Here is a 15,343-nt window from a genome sequence, read left to right as displayed (position 1 = left end):
CAATTACGCAAAATAATTCGGTACTATTAAACATCGGGACTAGAGTTTTAAGTTTTGTGTGGTAACTCAACTGATGGCTCTAGTCCTCTTATTTTTCAAGTCAATTTTTTATCCGCGATTCGGGTTATCAATATTCTTATTAACCACCTTATATAAGTTTTATCTTTTAATGGGTGATATTGAGTAAAACGAGTAATGATCATTAACTGAATTGAATCGCTACAAAATATGTAACGATTCTAGTTTAAAACCAAATAAAAAATATTTTAATAATAATTATTAAATTTAAAAACAATAATTTATGTCAGTAAAAGTATATATTTTACTTTAAAATCTTCCCAAATATCCCCCCTCTTTTCCTGCTTGCAATTAAAGCTTTTCAGTCACATGATTAAGTGATCAAGGCTGTATATCAAGTGAGTAAAATCATGACGCCTGAACAACGCTTCCAAGCCATTTTGGCCCAATCCAAGCAGCATGATGAAGAAAAATCCCAGCGCTCAAAGCTGGAAAATAACCTGATCGTGCTCAGTCATGAACTAAAGGAACTCGCAGAACGCATTGAGGAACAAGTCACTGATCTCATCTTCGCTGAAATGGATCATTTTCTAGAGTCCCAATGCTGGAATTCAGAATTTATTAATACCAGAAATAAAAGATATACCCTGAATGAAAAAAATATTTATCTCAGCGCACTTAAGCCAGCGATTGGAAAATTTTTATTTGTGATCAAGCATGACCTATTTGAAAGTACTGAACATCAGGTGGAAGCCTGCTTTAAGGATAGTACGACCTTGAGTCATTTTAAAACTGCCATGCAAGGTGGAGATCTTAAAAATGATATTCCGATCAAGGCGCTTGAAGAATGGTTAAAAGGCTTGCAGTTGACATTGCAAAAATTAAAAGCTGAAAGTAACAACCTCCAGGCTGATGGTCTAACCTATGAAGTGATCAAGGTCGGTCAGATCCATCATAAAAGACTGCCTAACTTTATCGAAGCCTTTTTATCCATTCTGGAGCATAGATAAGCCTGTTTAAAGTTAGGGTTGGTTTTTAAACTTTATTTACAGGCGCTGTAATTCATTGACCGCACTTCCCTGTTCTGCGAGCCATTTCGTGCGTCGCTGGAACAAGGCTGGAGCAGCCTGATTGACCTGATCAATTAAGATTTGTAGATCAGCACGTACCAGTTTTCGGTTTTCTACCACCACTTGGCCGTTCACCATGGTCATATGCACATCTTGTCCTTGGACTGCATGCACCAGATTGGTATGTAAATTAAATAGTGGTCCCTGATTAATTAAAGGCGTCATTCTCGATGTCGCAAGATCTACCGCAATAATATCAGCAAATTTCCCAACTTCTAAAGAACCAATCTGATCCTGCATGCCTAAGGCTTTGGCACCTGTCCGAGTTGCCATCTGACAGACAGACCATGAATCCAGTGCTGCAGCATCCAAACCGGAAAACTTCGCCAATAATGAAGCAGTTTTCATTTCTTCAAACATATCCAGATTATTATTTTCTTTCTCGCCGTCAGTACCCAATCCTACAGCAATGCCATGTTTAAGCATTTCCATAATGGGTGCAGCCCCAGAGGCGAGTTTCATATTCGAGATCGGATTATGTGCGACACCAACATTATAGTGTTTTAAGATTTCGATCTCTGCTGAATTGATCCAGACACAATGCGCTAACAGGCATTGAGGCACATCCAGCATACCCATTTGCTCCAGCGTCTGGATCGGACGCACGCCATAACGTCGAAGGTTTTCTTCGACATCAAACTTGCTTTCATTGCTATGGGTATGAAAACCAGTCTGATATTCATGACACATTTTCTGGATACGTACCAAGGCCTTTTCTTCAGCATAAAACAGATGTTCCAAGCCAACCCAGACCTGAATTCGCCCATTTGCGGCTTGATGCCATTTTTGAATTAAAGCTTCATTGCTATTGAGGGTTTCAAAATAGTTGTGATCTGGATGTTCAGCCACATAGGGCACCAGTACTGCACGGATACCTAATTGCTGTACAGCCTCGGCACTACCCTCCATATAACGCCACATATCCACAATGGTAGTCGTGCCGGATAGCAGTGCTTCAGCATAACAGAGATAAGAGGCGATTTTGGCATCTTCTGGCGTTAATACCCGATGCATCGGGTCAATAAACTGCTGTAGCCAGTCCCAGACTGGCAGACCCTCAGCTGTACCGCGTAGCAGGCCTGAGTGGCAGTGGGTATTAATCAAGCCCGGCATCAATAAACTTTTAGGATACTGGGTAACTGCAGCTTCAGGATATTGCTGAGTTAATTCCTGTAATGTTCCTACCTGCTTAATAAGAGCACCATCAATCAGGATGGCACCATCTTTAATACAGTCCAGGTTGGAGTTCATGGTCAGGACATAATCTGCGCTTATAATTTTCATAAAGTAATTCCTGAGATTTGTCCGATTAAGGGCTAAAGGTTTTGCCGAGTGACGCTGGTAAATTGAGTTTCAATAACTTCTTGTCACGTGAAATGAGGACTAAGACGACAATGGTTGCGATGTATGGCAATGCCGATAACAGTTCATTCGGTACTTCTAGACCCAGCGCTTGGGCATGAAACTGCAAAATCGTTACACCACCAAATAGATATGCACCTAACATCAAGCGCGTTGGTTTCCATGCAGCAAAAACCACTAATGCAATTGCAATCCAGCCACGTCCTGCGACCATATTTTCAATCCACATTGGGGTATAAACCGTCGACAAGAATGCACCACCAATACCAGCCATTGCACCGCCAAACATGACTGCACCATAGCGAATCGCCAGCACGTTATAGCCCATGGCATGTGCGCTTTCCGGAGATTCCCCAACAGCTTTCAGTAACAGGCCTAAACGGGTTTTACTCAGTACCCACCACACCAGCACAAAAGCAAGAATGGACAGATACACCACATAGTTTTGCTGGAACAGGACTGGCCCTATGAATGGAATATCAGCGAGTCCCGGAATTTTTAGGTTTTCCAGACCCGGTAAGGCCGTACTGACATAATTCTGTCCTAGAAAGGCTGAAATCCCGATCCCAAAAATAGTGAGTGCCAGACCACAGGCGGATTGATTGGTGCTTAAAGATAAGGTAAAAAATGCAAAAATTAGTGCCATCAATGTGCCTGCCAATCCGCCCATAAATAAGGCGCTGGCGACACTGGCTTCATACTGGCTAGCGAAAGCAAATCCAGCAATGGCACCGACCAGCATCATGCCTTCTACCCCAAGATTGATGACACCGGTACGCTCTGCTACCAGCTCACCCAGCCCGGCAAAGATCAATGGCGTTGCCGCAGCGACAGTTCCGGCAACAATTGCGGTTAATTCAATACTCATGTTGTTATCCTTCTTCTGTCTGGATCAGGCTGCTTGCGCAGTGGTCATGTTTTTTTTGATTTTCTTTTTGGTAAAACGGTAGCGGTTTTCAATCAGGGCATCTGAAGCCAACAGGAAAAATAAAAGCAGGCCCTGGAAAATTCCGGTAATCGCGACTGGGAGTTGCAACTGCATTTGTGCCAGTTCGCCACCTAAATAGATCAGCGCCATCAGGAAACCTGAAAGTACGATTCCAATGGGATTTAGTCGGCCCAGATAAGCCACAATAATGGCTGCATAACCATAACCTGGTGAAATATTCGGATTGAGCTGGCCGATTGGACCTGCAACTTCACAGATTCCGGCAATCCCCGCCATCAGACCTGAAATTCCCAAACTTAACCAGATGGCTTTTTTTGCTGAAAATCCTGCATATTGAGCTGCCAAAGGTGCCTGACCACTGACTTCCAGTTTATAAGCCATCAGACTCTTACGGATAAAAACCCAGAACAGCACCACTGCGATGATCGTGATAAAAATTGAGGCGTTAATCCGTGTGCCTTCCATAATCAGCGGCAGGGTCGCGCTTTCTGAGAACATTAAGGATTGTGGAAAGTTCATGCCATCTGGATCACGCCATGGACCATTGACCAGATACATCAGCAGGAAAAATGCCACATAGTTCATCATTAAGGTGGTCAAGGTTTCTTGCGCATTAAAATGGGTTTTTAGCAGCGCTGGAATCAGGCCCCAAATTGCACCACCAATCGCACCCATAATCACCATTAAAGGTAAAATCCACCAGCCGATCTGCTCATGAAACAGGATGGCAATACCACCACCAAAGATGGCCCCCATAGCCAACTGCCCCTCGGCACCAATATTAAATAGACGGGCACGGAACCCGACGGCTAAACCTAGGGCAATTAAAATCAGCGGACTGGCTTTAATTATCAGTTCACTCAGGTTATAGACTGAAGTCAATGGCTCAATAAAAAAGATATATAAAGCCTGAGCAGGATTCACTCCAAGCATTAAAAACAATAGGCTGCCTACCGCCAGCATGGCGAGTAATGCAAGCACTGGTGAAAGCCATTTCATTAATTGAGAAGGATGTTCTCTAGGTTCTAATAAATGCATATTTACACCTCTTCTCTACGCGTGTGCTTCATGGACAGGCTCGGACTCAGCTAATATTGCTGGATCTGCCTGAATACCTGACATGAGCAGGCCAATCTGTTCTGCATTGGTATTTTTAACTGGAACAGGTGCAGACAGCTTTCCACCAGCCAGAACACAAATCTGGTCGCTAATTTCAAACAGTTCTTCCAGCTCTTCTGAAATCACTAAAATCGCAACACCTTGACGGGAAAGATCAATCAGGGTTTGACGAATAAACATCGATGCGCCGACATCAACGCCCCAGGTTGGCTGGGAAATAATCAGGACTTTGGGCTGTTGCAGGATTTCACGCCCTACAATAAATTTTTGCAAATTCCCGCCCGAAAGGCTGCGGGCTTCCGCTTGTGGTCCTGCAGCTTTTACCCCGAATTTTTCGATACATTGCTGGGCAAAAGCGACAGTTTTCTCAAACTGGATAAAGCCCCATTTGTTTAAACCCTGACGAAAAGCAGTCAATAAAGTGTTTTGTGCCAATGTCATATTCGGCACAGCACCTCGACCCAAACGCTCTTCCGGAACAAAGCCCAAGCCTAGATCGCGTCGCTGGCCTGCACTGAGTTCAGAAATGTCATGATCTAATAGAAAAACCTGACCTTTTTTCGCCGTTTGCTCACCGGAAAGCAGAGCCAGTAATTCAGATTGACCATTACCCGAAATACCGGCAATGCCCAGAATTTCACCCGAATTCAGGTTAAGTTGAATATTGGATAAGGACACGCCAAAAGGATCATCAGTTTCGTAATTCAGGTTTTTCACCTGAAACAGCGTGCGATGTTCGCCTGTATATTCAGCATGCGCATAAGTCGGCAATTCCCGGCCAATCATTAATTTGGCCAGTTCACTGGTACTATTTTCAGAAGGTAGTACATAGCCGGTGACTTTGCCATTACGCAGAATCGTTGCTTCATCACAGAGTTCTTTGATTTCATGCAATTTATGGCTGATATAAAGAATTGAGACACCTTGTGAAGCTACTAGTCGCAAAGTTTTAAATAACTGACGTACTGCTTGTGGGGTTAATACGGAGGTCGGTTCATCTAAAATGAGTAAGGAAGGATTTTGGAGTAGACAGCGGATAATTTCGACCCGTTGTCGCTCACCAACCGATAAAGAAAAAACTTCACGCCGTGGATCTACCGGTAAGCCATATTGTTCTGATACTTCGGTGATTTTAGCCGCTAAGCTTTTCAGGTCTATTTTCTCATCCAGACCTAATAAAATGTTTTCAGCTACGGTCATGGTTTCAAATAGGGAGAAATGCTGGTACACCATGCCAATCCCCAGTTTCCTGGCCATTGATGGACTTTCAATCTGGACTTCTTTGCCATTCCAGACGATATGACCGCTATCTGATTTCGTGGCGCCGTATATGATTTTCATCAAGGTACTTTTACCAGCACCGTTTTCACCCAAAATGGCATGAATTTGCCCAGGTTGGACTTTTAAATTAATGCTGTCATTTGCTTTCAATGAGTTATAGCTTTTGCTGATATTGATCAGCTCCAGTCGTGGAATTTGCTGCTCATTGAGCGATGACGTTTCGATGTCATTTGACATGTGAGGCAGATCGCTCATAACTCAGTCTCCACTCATTTTGGCCCAGTCCATAAAGTGATTCATGGACTGGGGGATGATTTTTCAGGATTTACTTTCTTTTATTTTTAAGTCATACACATAGTGAAAGGATTATTTAGGTAATGAACCTTCAACTCCTTTCACATAGAAGTTCATTTTTCCAAGCGCTTCATCTGTCATTTTGCCGCCTTTGGCAATCACCAAAGTTCCATCCTGTTTATAGATTGGGCCCTGGAATGGATGTAATGTGCCTTTATGAATCGCACTTTGTGCATTTAAAGCAGACTGTTTCACCTTGGCAGGAACAGCAGGTCCGAAGTTTTCAATTTTCACTGCATCCTGTTTTACGCCATACCAGAGAGCGGCAGGTTTCCAGGTTTTATTAGCCACTTGCTGCATGGCTGGGGTATAAATTTTTTCCCAGTGCAATACTGAAGCAGCCAGATGCGCTTTAGGACCAAATTTGCTCATGTCTGAATCCCAACCAAAGGCATATACGCCTTTTTGTTGAGCCGCTTGCACGACTGCTGGCGAATCTGTGTTTTGCATCAGCACATCAGCTTTTTGAGAAATCAGCGCCAAAGCCGCATCACGTTCTTTACCCGGGTTAAACCATGAGTTCACCCAGATGACTTTGGTTTTGACTTTAGGATTGACGCTTTGTGCACCTAAGGTATAGGCATTAATATTACGAACCACTTCCGGGATCGGGAATGAAGCTACAACGCCCAAGGTGTTGGTTTTGGTGGTTTGCCCTGCCACTACACCCAGCATGTAAGCACCTTCATAAGTACGCACATCATAGATGCCTAGGTTTTTCCCCTGCTTATAACCGGTCGCGTGCATGAATACGGTATTGGGGAACTGCTTCGCGACTTTTTCCATCTGGTTCATATAACCAAAAGAGGTCGCAAAAATCACTTTATTGCCCTGCTGTGCCAGATTACGAATCACACGTTCAGCATCGGCCGTTTCAGGTACATTTTCGATGTAAGTCGTTTTAAATTTTCCGCCCAAAGCTTTTTCAGCTTTAATACGCCCCTGATCATGAGAATACGTCCAGCCATGGTCACTGGTTGGTCCAATATAGACAAATGCAGCTTTATCGACTGCAAAGCTCTGACTACTGATCCCCAAACCCATAATTGCAGCCGCAATTACAGGCAGTGAAAATTTTTTCATTATCTTTTTATGTTTGGACATATTCAGCATAAATTGCCTCCGTGAATGCCATTTGAGTTTTATAAATAGCGGCTTTAAAAGATCTGAATCGAAATCAAAAATTTTACTGATTGCTATATTTCTATTAATTAGCAACTTCTATTCCAATTCAGTTCAAAAAATAGAACAGGTGGATTGCAAGACACTTATAATTTTTAGAATGATCTGTTCTTTTATTTATTTTTATTAATTACAGAGGTTTAGAAAAAATTATTGATATAAAAAAGTTTAATAGTTAAGAAATTAAGCCGAAAAATATAGATATCAATCTAAGTCAATGAGCAAAGTTGCTAGAAAACCAGACTCAGCTCAAGATTGAGAAATTAATAAGATTAAATATTCAAGAATTCTTGTAATTTTCTTTTGTTCTGCGCTAGATAAGTGCGTTAGCTCTAAATCGTGTGCGCCAATAAATGGCTTATAGTTAGCAATGTACTGAATGGATAAAAATAGGTTTTTAAAAATAGAAAATTAAGAAAAGTATTTTTTAGAAAATAGAGGCTGGATTGTAGCATTTTAAAGTGAGCCTACAATCCGGAAAATCTGTGTTTATGGTCTTATAAATAAAATGAAGCAGGATTATAAAAAGAATAATTTCAAATGTTCATCGAGATGACCAGAAGTCTTTTTGCAATTGAACCGTTTCCTGTTCAAGTTCCGTAATTGGCCCGATCAGCTCAATGTTCTTCTGACCATGAGAAAAAATATATTCAGCAGAAACACTCATGGTCGGATTTTCATTGTGGTTTCCAGTACATTGCAATAATTTTTCTTCGGTCATGGCATAGACCACCCGCCCGATATTGGCCCAATAAATCGTTCCAGAACACATGCAGCAAGGTTCAACTGCCGTATATAAGGTGCATTCAGCCAGATAATCCGGCGTAAAATTGCTGGCTGCGATCCGGGCTAAAGTACTTTCTGCATGGTTGACCGTATCAATATTACATTGGGTCAGTAAAACCGTTTCATGATCAGGTGCAACCAGCACCGCACCAAAAGGATGATGGCCTAAAGACATTGCCCGCTTGGCAACCTCATTGGATAATCTTAAAAAAGATAGCATTTGCTCATGGCTAGGCTGTGGCATAAATCACTCTAACAATTGAGAGTTCAAAGGTCATATATGCTTTATAAAATAGGACTTTGAACAGATGACATGGAATAAAAAAAGCACCCCAACAGACCAGGGTGCATAAAGGAGGAAATTTAATTTAAACAATATAGCGTTTGCTTAGGCCCCATTCCCCCAGAATGCGGCGATAAGTTGTCGAAGAACGGTCAGCTTCAAAATGTGCTTCCATAGTGATATCCAAAGGTAATTCTTCTGGTTTCTGGCTTTCGACCATGTCCTGATCTTCAGCAAAAATCTGTGCGTTAAAGTCATAAACCGCTTGCAGATCACCAGTCGTATCAAAATTACGGGTCAATGGCACAAATAAACGGGTTTGATTATGAGATACCGGACAGCAGGCATTTAGAATTTTCAGGATGCCATTTTCCGGAAAATGCACCGTTAAAATCGCTGAAAATGGTGGATAAACATCAAACACACGTTTCCACAAAAATCCTTCGGGTGCCAGATGCTGCAAGCTATGTGGATAGTTGCTGACATCGCTGACATATTCTGTATGCAAGCCATAAGGGGTGCGCACAGTTGAATACTTTTGCACGATCGGGTTATCACGTGAAGCAAATGATTCATGATGCACCCAGGCAAAATGCGCCACATCAATAAAGCCTTCTAACTGCCGGCCGCTTGAACCGCCGATATCAACAAATGGCGGTAAGATCGATTGGTGCTCTTCGCTCTCCCAGGTATCCAGATCAGGGAAATTAGCTTCTGATTCATCCCGGCTAAACAGGCTGGTCCAGACCAGACCATATTTCAAGACCACTGGAAACTTGGTTAAAGTAAAACGATCCGAAATGTTAGTCAGTTCTGGTTGAGCCGGTATTTTGGTGCATTTTCCTTGAGTGTTGTAATGCAAGCCATGATAAGGACAAATGATTTCTTCACCCTTTACCCAGCCTTTGGTTAATGGCACACCACGATGTGGACAGATATCGCGAACCAAATGAATGCTGCCACTTTCAGTTTGATACAGCGCCATCTTCACATCCAGAAGTTGTACCTGCTGTGGCGTAGTACTCACATCCTGAATACGGGCAACTGGATACCAATGCTGAGCCAGGATATTCCAGTCTGATGGGTCAAAGCCGCTACAGTGCGGTTGACTGAATAAATTAAGCACCGGGATCGCATTCATAGTTCACTCACAAATATTTATTGCATGACAACGGCTTAAATTTTTATTTCATTAAGCTGCCTTGTTGTTCTTTAATAAAATTAGCCAAATGCCTGTTCTACTGTCTATTAGAATGTTTCGTAGCCCGTGTTCCAAAAAATAGAACACAAAACTTTTACTGTTCCATTTCTTTGAAAATTGGCACAGAAATCGCTTATCCACTTGATAGAACCAGAATCACTTAGTTTCTAGCTGAAAATTATGTGATTAAAACGATGTGCAGGTGGATTGACGTGATTTTATGAATATTACTTTTTCAAGATTTTCAGAATATTTTATTGCCGTAGCCAAAACAGGCAGCCTCAGAAAAGCAGCTGATCAGCTTTATATTTCCGTCTCCGCGATTCATCGTCAGATCACTCTGGCAGAAGAAGAATTTGGCATCGTGCTTTTTGAACGGTTGCCGAGTGGCCTGAAGCTGACTTTAGCGGGTGAATTACTGTATGCAGATCTACTCAAATGGCAAAAAGAATTCCAGCAGACCTGTGTACGTTTTGATGAAATTCAGGGTTTATCACGCGGCAGCATTGAACTCGGACTCATTGCGGCACTCAGTGACGGTTTCGTTTTAGATTCTCTACAATATATGTATGAAAACTATCCCTGGATCAATTTCAATATCCAGATTCAGGAAAGTGATACCGTCTCTAAAATGATTATGGATGCTGAAGTTGATTTTGGCATTCTGCTCAATCCTAAAAGTCATAATCAGCTCGAAGTCATGTCTTTTGTGGAAATCCCGGTTGGATTTGTGATGGCCAAATCTCATCCTTTAGCTCAGGCAGAAAAAATCTATTTTTCCGACACTTTAAACTTTAAGCATCTCATTCCCTGTGCTCCTTTAATCATTCATGACTATGTTTATAGCCTGTATAAACATCATCAATTTATGCCGCAGCAAAAGCTGGAGTGTAATGACATTCGCATGATTACTTCTCTGGCAGAGCGCAACTTAGGGATTGGAGTATTGTCCTACATTGATGCCTTACCTTATTTAGAACGTGATGAACTGGTATTTAAACCGATTATTGAAAAAGGGATGCATCCGCTGACCCTTGCTCTTTGTGTGGCACCGAAACGGCAAATTTCCCGAATCTCACAAATTATGATGAACCATCTGATCGACCAGATGGAAGATTTAAAAATCAAATTACAACAGCTCAATGCCTCATGTGCTGCCTGATTCATGTGCAGTACAAATAAAACTTATTGGAAATAAGATATGACAACCTTATGGATTAAAAACCCTCTTGCTGTATTTACCGCAAATGATCTGGATGCCCGTGGTGGCTTGGTCATCCGCGATGGCAAAATTATTGAACTGGTGGCTTTGGGACAAACCCCAGCATCGCCTTATGACCAGTTCTTTGATGCCCAGAATTTGGTGATTACACCGGGACTGATTAATAGCCATCATCATTTTTATCAGACCTTGACCCGTGCTTGGGCTCCCGTGGTCAATGCGCCGCTATTTCCATGGCTAAAAACCTTATATCCGGTCTGGGCCAAATTGAATACTGAACAGCATTATCTAGCCACTCAAATTGCATTGTCTGAATTACTGCTTTCCGGTTGTACCTTTGCTGCGGATCACCATTATCTGTTTCCACAGCAGCTGTCCGATGCCATTGATGTTCAGGTTGAAGCATCAGAACAATTAGGGATTCGGGTCATGCTGACCCGAGGTTCCATGAGTCTGGGTGAAGATTCTGGTGGCTTGCCACCGCAGCATACCGTACAGGATATGGACACCATTCTGCTGGACTCAGAACGGTTGGTGCAGAAATATCACCAGCGTAGTGCTGATGCGATGGTCAATATTGCGCTTGCACCATGTTCACCATTTTCAGTCACCCAAGAAATTATGCGAGAAAGTGCTGCACTGGCAGAAAAACTGGATGTACGTCTGCATACCCATCTGGCCGAAACACTGGATGAAGAAGAATTTTGTCTGTTTAAATTTGGCATGCGCACCGTCGATTATCTGGAAAGTGTAGGCTGGCTTAATTCCAGAACCTGGCTGGCGCATGGCATTCATTTTGATGCCGATGAGATCCAACGCTTAGGGCGGGCTCAAGTCGGTATCTGTCATTGTCCGCATTCCAATATGCGTCTGGCTTCAGGGATTTGTCCAACCATGGATCTACTGGAAGCAGGAGCAGTCATTGGTCTAGGTGTGGATGGCTCTGCTTCGGGTGATGCGTCTAACCTGATTCTGGAAGCTCGGCAGGCGATGTATTTACAACGTTTAAAATATGGTGCAGAAGTGATTACGCCTGAACGTGCTTTAACCTGGGCCACACAAGGCTCGGCACAGGTACTGGGACGTGAAAAGCACCTAGGACAAATCGCAGCAGATTTTCAGGCAGATTTAGCTTTTTATAGTCTGGATGATGTGCGTTTTTCAGGGATTCATGATCCGATTGCCGGCCTGTTACTGTGCGGTGCAGACCGTGCCGAACATGTCATGGTCAATGGACAATGGGTCGTTAAAGACCGGGAAATTCTGAATCTGGATCTTGAAGCGGTTCAGGCTGCACATCGTCAGGCAGCGAAAGCTTTACTTGCTGCCTAAAAAATCTATTAGCGAATTCCTGTTATTTAAATATAAAAAGCCCTTCAATATGAAGGGCTTTTTGCCAAGAGTGTAAAGGCGGAATTAATCTAAAGGATTGCCAATAATATTACTGATAATGCCTTTCATGATATGTGGTCCCTGCTCTTTACGCAGTTCTTCATACCATTCTTTGGTCACGGCTTCATTTTTCATATGCGTGACATCACAGCGTTTACGTGCGCGTAATACCAGCTCATTGGCGCGTTCATTGCGTTTGTTCTGATAGCGTTTTAAGGCATCTTCCAGACCCAGCGTATTAATCTGTAAAGAACGAGCCAGATAGATTGCATCTTCCATGGCCTGGCAACCACCCTGACCAATATCCGGTGTGGTGCTATGTGCGGCATCACCAACAATTACAACACGACCTTTATAGAACTGGGCAAACGGTTCAATATCATGAATTTCAACCCGATTGGTTTTCTGTTCATCCAGCGCGTCAATCAGATGCTGAACCGGCGCACACCAACCTTCAAAATACTGTTTCAATAAGGTTTTATATTCTGCCCGATTATTCTCTAAACCGACCGGCAACGGTACATCAAAGAAGAAATAGAATTTTCCGTCTGCCACAGGCATCAGCGAAACGCGCTTACCTTGTCCGACAAATGTGGTCCATTGATCTGCCGGAGTAAGCTTTTCTGAAATTTCTACCAGACCATTCCAGTTGACATAACCGGCATAGCGACGAGAAACCTGTTCGCCCAGTACATAGGCACGGGTAATGGAATGGGTTCCATCTGCGCCAATCAGTAGGTCTGTTTTAATTTCTGTACCATCCGCAAATTTAACCAGAACACCGTCTTTCTGTTCTTGCAGCTCAACCATCTTCTTGCCCAGCTGAATATCTTCACGGCCAAACTCGTCCATCAACATGTTCTGTAAATCAGCACGTGCCACCGGATATGGACGTTGTCCCACTTCTTCAATCAAAGGCAATAAACTGAACTGGGTCATGGTGTCGCCCGTCAAACCATCAATATAGGCCAGCTGATCCATCTGACCACCGAGCTTGGCCACCTGCTCAGTTAAGCCCAGATAATTCAAACATTTTACCCCATTTGACCAAAGTGAAATTGCCGCGCCCACCGGTAAAATCTTTTCTGCCTGTTCATAGATGGTGACTTTATGCCCAAACTTTTTTAGTGCAATTCCTGTGGTCAACCCCCCCATCCCTGCACCAATAATTGTAATCTCCATCTATATGCTCCTCTCAAAATTGTGTTTCTTCCTCCCTGTGTAGCTAAAAGCGTGCCATTTCGAAAATAATGCACTGATTTTTCTCAAAAGTTGGCACAAGCCGTGCATTCATCTATTCATTAAAAACCTGTTTTTATAAGGTCTTTCAGCAGAATTACAGACTTTTATAAAAAATTAGATTCACGTTAAACATAATTTGAATGGAAGATAGTTATGGCAACATTATTTGCACCCATTTTCGAGATCCCTGCCCATATCCAGCAGCTTACCAACTTGGCTGATAGCCGGATTGGTGCAGAAATTCTTGAATGTTCAGATGATTTTTTTGCTGAAGCAAAACGAATGTTGCAATTTGATGCACCAATTTTTGTTGAAGATAAATTTGATAATCATGGCAAATGGATGGACGGCTGGGAAACCCGCCGCAAGCGTCATGCCGGCTATGACTGGGCGATTGTCAAACTGGGGGTAGCTGGAACCATCAAAGCACTAGATATTGATACCACATTCTTTACCGGAAACTATCCAGCTTCTGCTGCAGTTGAAGCCTGCTATGCACCAAATGGTGACTTAAGCACCGCAACCTGGCACTCAATTTTACCAAACAGTATATTAGGTCCGAGCCAGCATCATATTTTTAATATTGATTCAGACGAAGTCTTTACACATGTACGCCTAAATATTTTCCCTGACGGGGGTGTAGCTCGCTTTAAAGTCTATGGTGAAGTAAAAATTCAGGTTCAGGACAGCAATCAGGTGATTGATCTGGTCGCTCTGGAAAATGGCGGTCGTGTCATTGCCTATAGTGATGCGCACTTTGGTCATCCACGTAATCTGATTAATCCGGGGCGTGGCATCAATATGGGTGATGGCTGGGAAACCAAGCGCCGTCGTGCACCCGGCTTTGACTGGTGTATCTTGGCTCTGGGTCAGAGTGGTCAGATTGAAAAAATTGAGATTGATACCGCGCATTTTAAAGGTAACTTTCCTGCTCAAGTCTCTATCCAAGCGATTTATATTGAAGATGCGACTGACCAGCAGTTAATTCCGCAAAGTATGTTCTGGCCATTCCTGCTTGAAGCACAAGAGATGCAGATGGATCATATTCATAGCTTTGTTGAGGAAATCTTAAAACAGGGAAAAATTTCTCATATTCGGGTGAACATGATTCCGGATGGTGGCATTAGCCGGATTCGACTGTGGGGAAAAGTTGCCTGAGTAATTATATCTATGAGCATACAAAGCATAAAAATACAGCCCTTAACTGCTGAAAGTTTCTTGCCTTATGGCGAGGTCATTGCCTGCGAAGGCAATGATTTTTTCCATATTAATGATCAGCAGACCGAGCGTTATCATGCTCTGGCGGTTGCTGAAACAGATGCTAAAGTTGGTCTAAGTATTTTTAGAAATATTCAGACTACAGCCATTCCCTTTGCAATCGAAATGCTGGAACGTCACCCTGTCGGTTCACAAGCGTTCATCCCGATGCAGGGCCAGAAATTTCTAATTGTGGTTGCGCCTAATCTGGATCATGAAAAGCCTGATCTCAGTCAAATTCAGGCTTTTATCAGTAATGGTACACAAAGTGTAAATTACCGTGCCGGTACCTGGCATCATCCTTTGCTGACCTTTGAAGCTCCGAGTGATTTTGTGGTGATCGATCGGATCGGCACTGGTCCAAACTGTGATGTTTATACTTTTCCTGAAAAGATTTTTATCGAAAATTAAGCCCATTAAAAAAGCCCTTATCAATAAGTAATGCCAGTCAGTTAAGAGATTGACTGGCTTTTTCTTGGGTATTTTTGAGGTTTTCCTTTTACAACCCTTGGATAACTCCTCACTCTTCTCTCAGGTATAACATACCGATTAGATTTCTCCATTA

At 42.8% G+C, this 15,343-nt stretch carries 13 protein-coding genes; 5 read left to right on the top strand and 8 right to left on the bottom strand.

The window, feature by feature from the left end:
* The first annotated feature begins 428 nt into the window (after window positions 1-428).
* Window positions 429-1,028, top strand: coding sequence for a hypothetical protein (locus FTV18_RS14625; protein WP_180018662.1), 600 nt, complete (start codon window positions 429-431; stop codon window positions 1,026-1,028).
* A gap of 36 nt (window positions 1,029-1,064) precedes the next feature.
* Here FTV18_RS14625 and FTV18_RS14620 read toward each other — a convergent pair whose 3' ends face one another.
* The 7 genes from FTV18_RS14620 to FTV18_RS14590 form a co-directional block, all read right to left on the bottom strand.
* The gene (locus FTV18_RS14620) at window positions 1,065-2,432 is read right to left on the bottom strand and encodes an amidohydrolase family protein (RefSeq protein WP_180018660.1); all 1,368 of its coding nucleotides are present in this window, start codon (window positions 2,430-2,432) and stop codon (window positions 1,065-1,067) included.
* Window positions 2,433-2,457: 25 nt separating this feature from the next.
* Entirely contained in the window at window positions 2,458-3,378 is a 921-nt protein-coding gene (locus tag FTV18_RS14615; protein WP_159123035.1) for an ABC transporter permease, read from the bottom strand.
* Between the two features lie 24 nt (window positions 3,379-3,402).
* Window positions 3,403-4,497, bottom strand: a complete 1,095-nt coding sequence (locus FTV18_RS14610) for an ABC transporter permease (protein ID WP_180018658.1) — start codon at window positions 4,495-4,497, stop codon at window positions 3,403-3,405.
* A gap of 15 nt (window positions 4,498-4,512) precedes the next feature.
* Window positions 4,513-6,114, bottom strand: coding sequence for an ABC transporter ATP-binding protein (locus FTV18_RS14605; protein WP_180018656.1), 1,602 nt, complete (start codon window positions 6,112-6,114; stop codon window positions 4,513-4,515).
* Between the two features lie 111 nt (window positions 6,115-6,225).
* Window positions 6,226-7,257: a BMP family ABC transporter substrate-binding protein gene (locus FTV18_RS14600; protein ID WP_249365091.1), complete on the bottom strand. Its 1,032-nt coding sequence runs from the start codon at window positions 7,255-7,257 to the stop codon at window positions 6,226-6,228.
* 682 nt (window positions 7,258-7,939) lie between these two features.
* Window positions 7,940-8,425 carry a nucleoside deaminase gene (locus FTV18_RS14595; RefSeq protein ID WP_180018654.1) on the bottom strand — a complete coding sequence of 162 codons (486 nt, stop codon included), beginning with the start codon at window positions 8,423-8,425 and terminating at the stop codon, window positions 7,940-7,942.
* A 124-nt stretch (window positions 8,426-8,549) separates the two neighbouring features.
* On the bottom strand, window positions 8,550-9,605 hold the full coding sequence (locus FTV18_RS14590) for an aromatic ring-hydroxylating dioxygenase subunit alpha (protein WP_180018652.1): 1,056 nt from the start codon (window positions 9,603-9,605) through the stop codon (window positions 8,550-8,552).
* A gap of 280 nt (window positions 9,606-9,885) precedes the next feature.
* Between FTV18_RS14590 and FTV18_RS14585 the strand changes: the two genes are divergently transcribed.
* Window positions 9,886-10,827, top strand: coding sequence for a LysR family transcriptional regulator (locus FTV18_RS14585; RefSeq protein ID WP_180018650.1), 942 nt, complete (start codon window positions 9,886-9,888; stop codon window positions 10,825-10,827).
* A 39-nt stretch (window positions 10,828-10,866) separates the two neighbouring features.
* Window positions 10,867-12,219, top strand: a complete 1,353-nt coding sequence (locus tag FTV18_RS14580) for an 8-oxoguanine deaminase (protein ID WP_180001971.1) — start codon at window positions 10,867-10,869, stop codon at window positions 12,217-12,219.
* 84 nt (window positions 12,220-12,303) lie between these two features.
* On the opposite strand, the gene hpxO is transcribed toward FTV18_RS14580, so the two are convergent.
* Window positions 12,304-13,461: an FAD-dependent urate hydroxylase HpxO gene (gene hpxO, locus FTV18_RS14575; protein ID WP_180018648.1), complete on the bottom strand. Its 1,158-nt coding sequence runs from the start codon at window positions 13,459-13,461 to the stop codon at window positions 12,304-12,306.
* Between the two features lie 213 nt (window positions 13,462-13,674).
* Between hpxO and alc the strand changes: the two genes are divergently transcribed.
* The gene (gene alc, locus FTV18_RS14570; protein WP_125278689.1) at window positions 13,675-14,679 is read left to right on the top strand and encodes an allantoicase; all 1,005 of its coding nucleotides are present in this window, start codon (window positions 13,675-13,677) and stop codon (window positions 14,677-14,679) included.
* Between the two features lie 12 nt (window positions 14,680-14,691).
* Complete coding sequence (locus FTV18_RS14565) at window positions 14,692-15,189, top strand: ureidoglycolate lyase (RefSeq protein WP_180018646.1); 498 nt, start codon at window positions 14,692-14,694, stop codon at window positions 15,187-15,189.
* The last annotated feature ends 154 nt before the right edge of the window (window positions 15,190-15,343 follow it).

Origin of the sequence: Acinetobacter sp. YH12241, assembly GCF_013417535.1 — a bacterium.
Classification (GTDB): Bacteria; Pseudomonadota; Gammaproteobacteria; order Pseudomonadales; family Moraxellaceae; genus Acinetobacter.
The sequence above is the reverse complement of the archived record's forward strand: the minus strand, read 5'-3'. Positions and strand labels throughout refer to the sequence as shown.

Bases quoted from the DNA above. Each gene is read 5' to 3' on its own strand.
- FTV18_RS14625 (WP_180018662.1), top strand. From the start codon at position 429: ATGACGCCTGAACAACGCTTCCAAGCCATTTTGGCCCAATCCAAGCAG.
- FTV18_RS14595 (WP_180018654.1), bottom strand. From the start codon at position 8,425: ATGCCACAGCCTAGCCATGAGCAAATGCTATCTTTTTTAAGATTATCC.
- alc (WP_125278689.1), top strand. From the start codon at position 13,675: ATGGCAACATTATTTGCACCCATTTTCGAGATCCCTGCCCATATCCAG.
- FTV18_RS14610 (WP_180018658.1), bottom strand. From the start codon at position 4,497: ATGCATTTATTAGAACCTAGAGAACATCCTTCTCAATTAATGAAATGG.
- FTV18_RS14615 (WP_159123035.1), bottom strand. From the start codon at position 3,378: ATGAGTATTGAATTAACCGCAATTGTTGCCGGAACTGTCGCTGCGGCA.
- FTV18_RS14600 (WP_249365091.1), bottom strand. From the start codon at position 7,257: ATGGGTTTGGGGATCAGTAGTCAGAGCTTTGCAGTCGATAAAGCTGCA.
- FTV18_RS14565 (WP_180018646.1), top strand. From the start codon at position 14,692: ATGAGCATACAAAGCATAAAAATACAGCCCTTAACTGCTGAAAGTTTC.
- FTV18_RS14590 (WP_180018652.1), bottom strand. From the start codon at position 9,605: ATGAATGCGATCCCGGTGCTTAATTTATTCAGTCAACCGCACTGTAGC.
- FTV18_RS14605 (WP_180018656.1), bottom strand. From the start codon at position 6,114: ATGAGCGATCTGCCTCACATGTCAAATGACATCGAAACGTCATCGCTC.
- FTV18_RS14620 (WP_180018660.1), bottom strand. From the start codon at position 2,432: ATGAAAATTATAAGCGCAGATTATGTCCTGACCATGAACTCCAACCTG.
- hpxO (WP_180018648.1), bottom strand. From the start codon at position 13,461: ATGGAGATTACAATTATTGGTGCAGGGATGGGGGGGTTGACCACAGGA.
- FTV18_RS14585 (WP_180018650.1), top strand. From the start codon at position 9,886: ATGAATATTACTTTTTCAAGATTTTCAGAATATTTTATTGCCGTAGCC.
- FTV18_RS14580 (WP_180001971.1), top strand. From the start codon at position 10,867: ATGACAACCTTATGGATTAAAAACCCTCTTGCTGTATTTACCGCAAAT.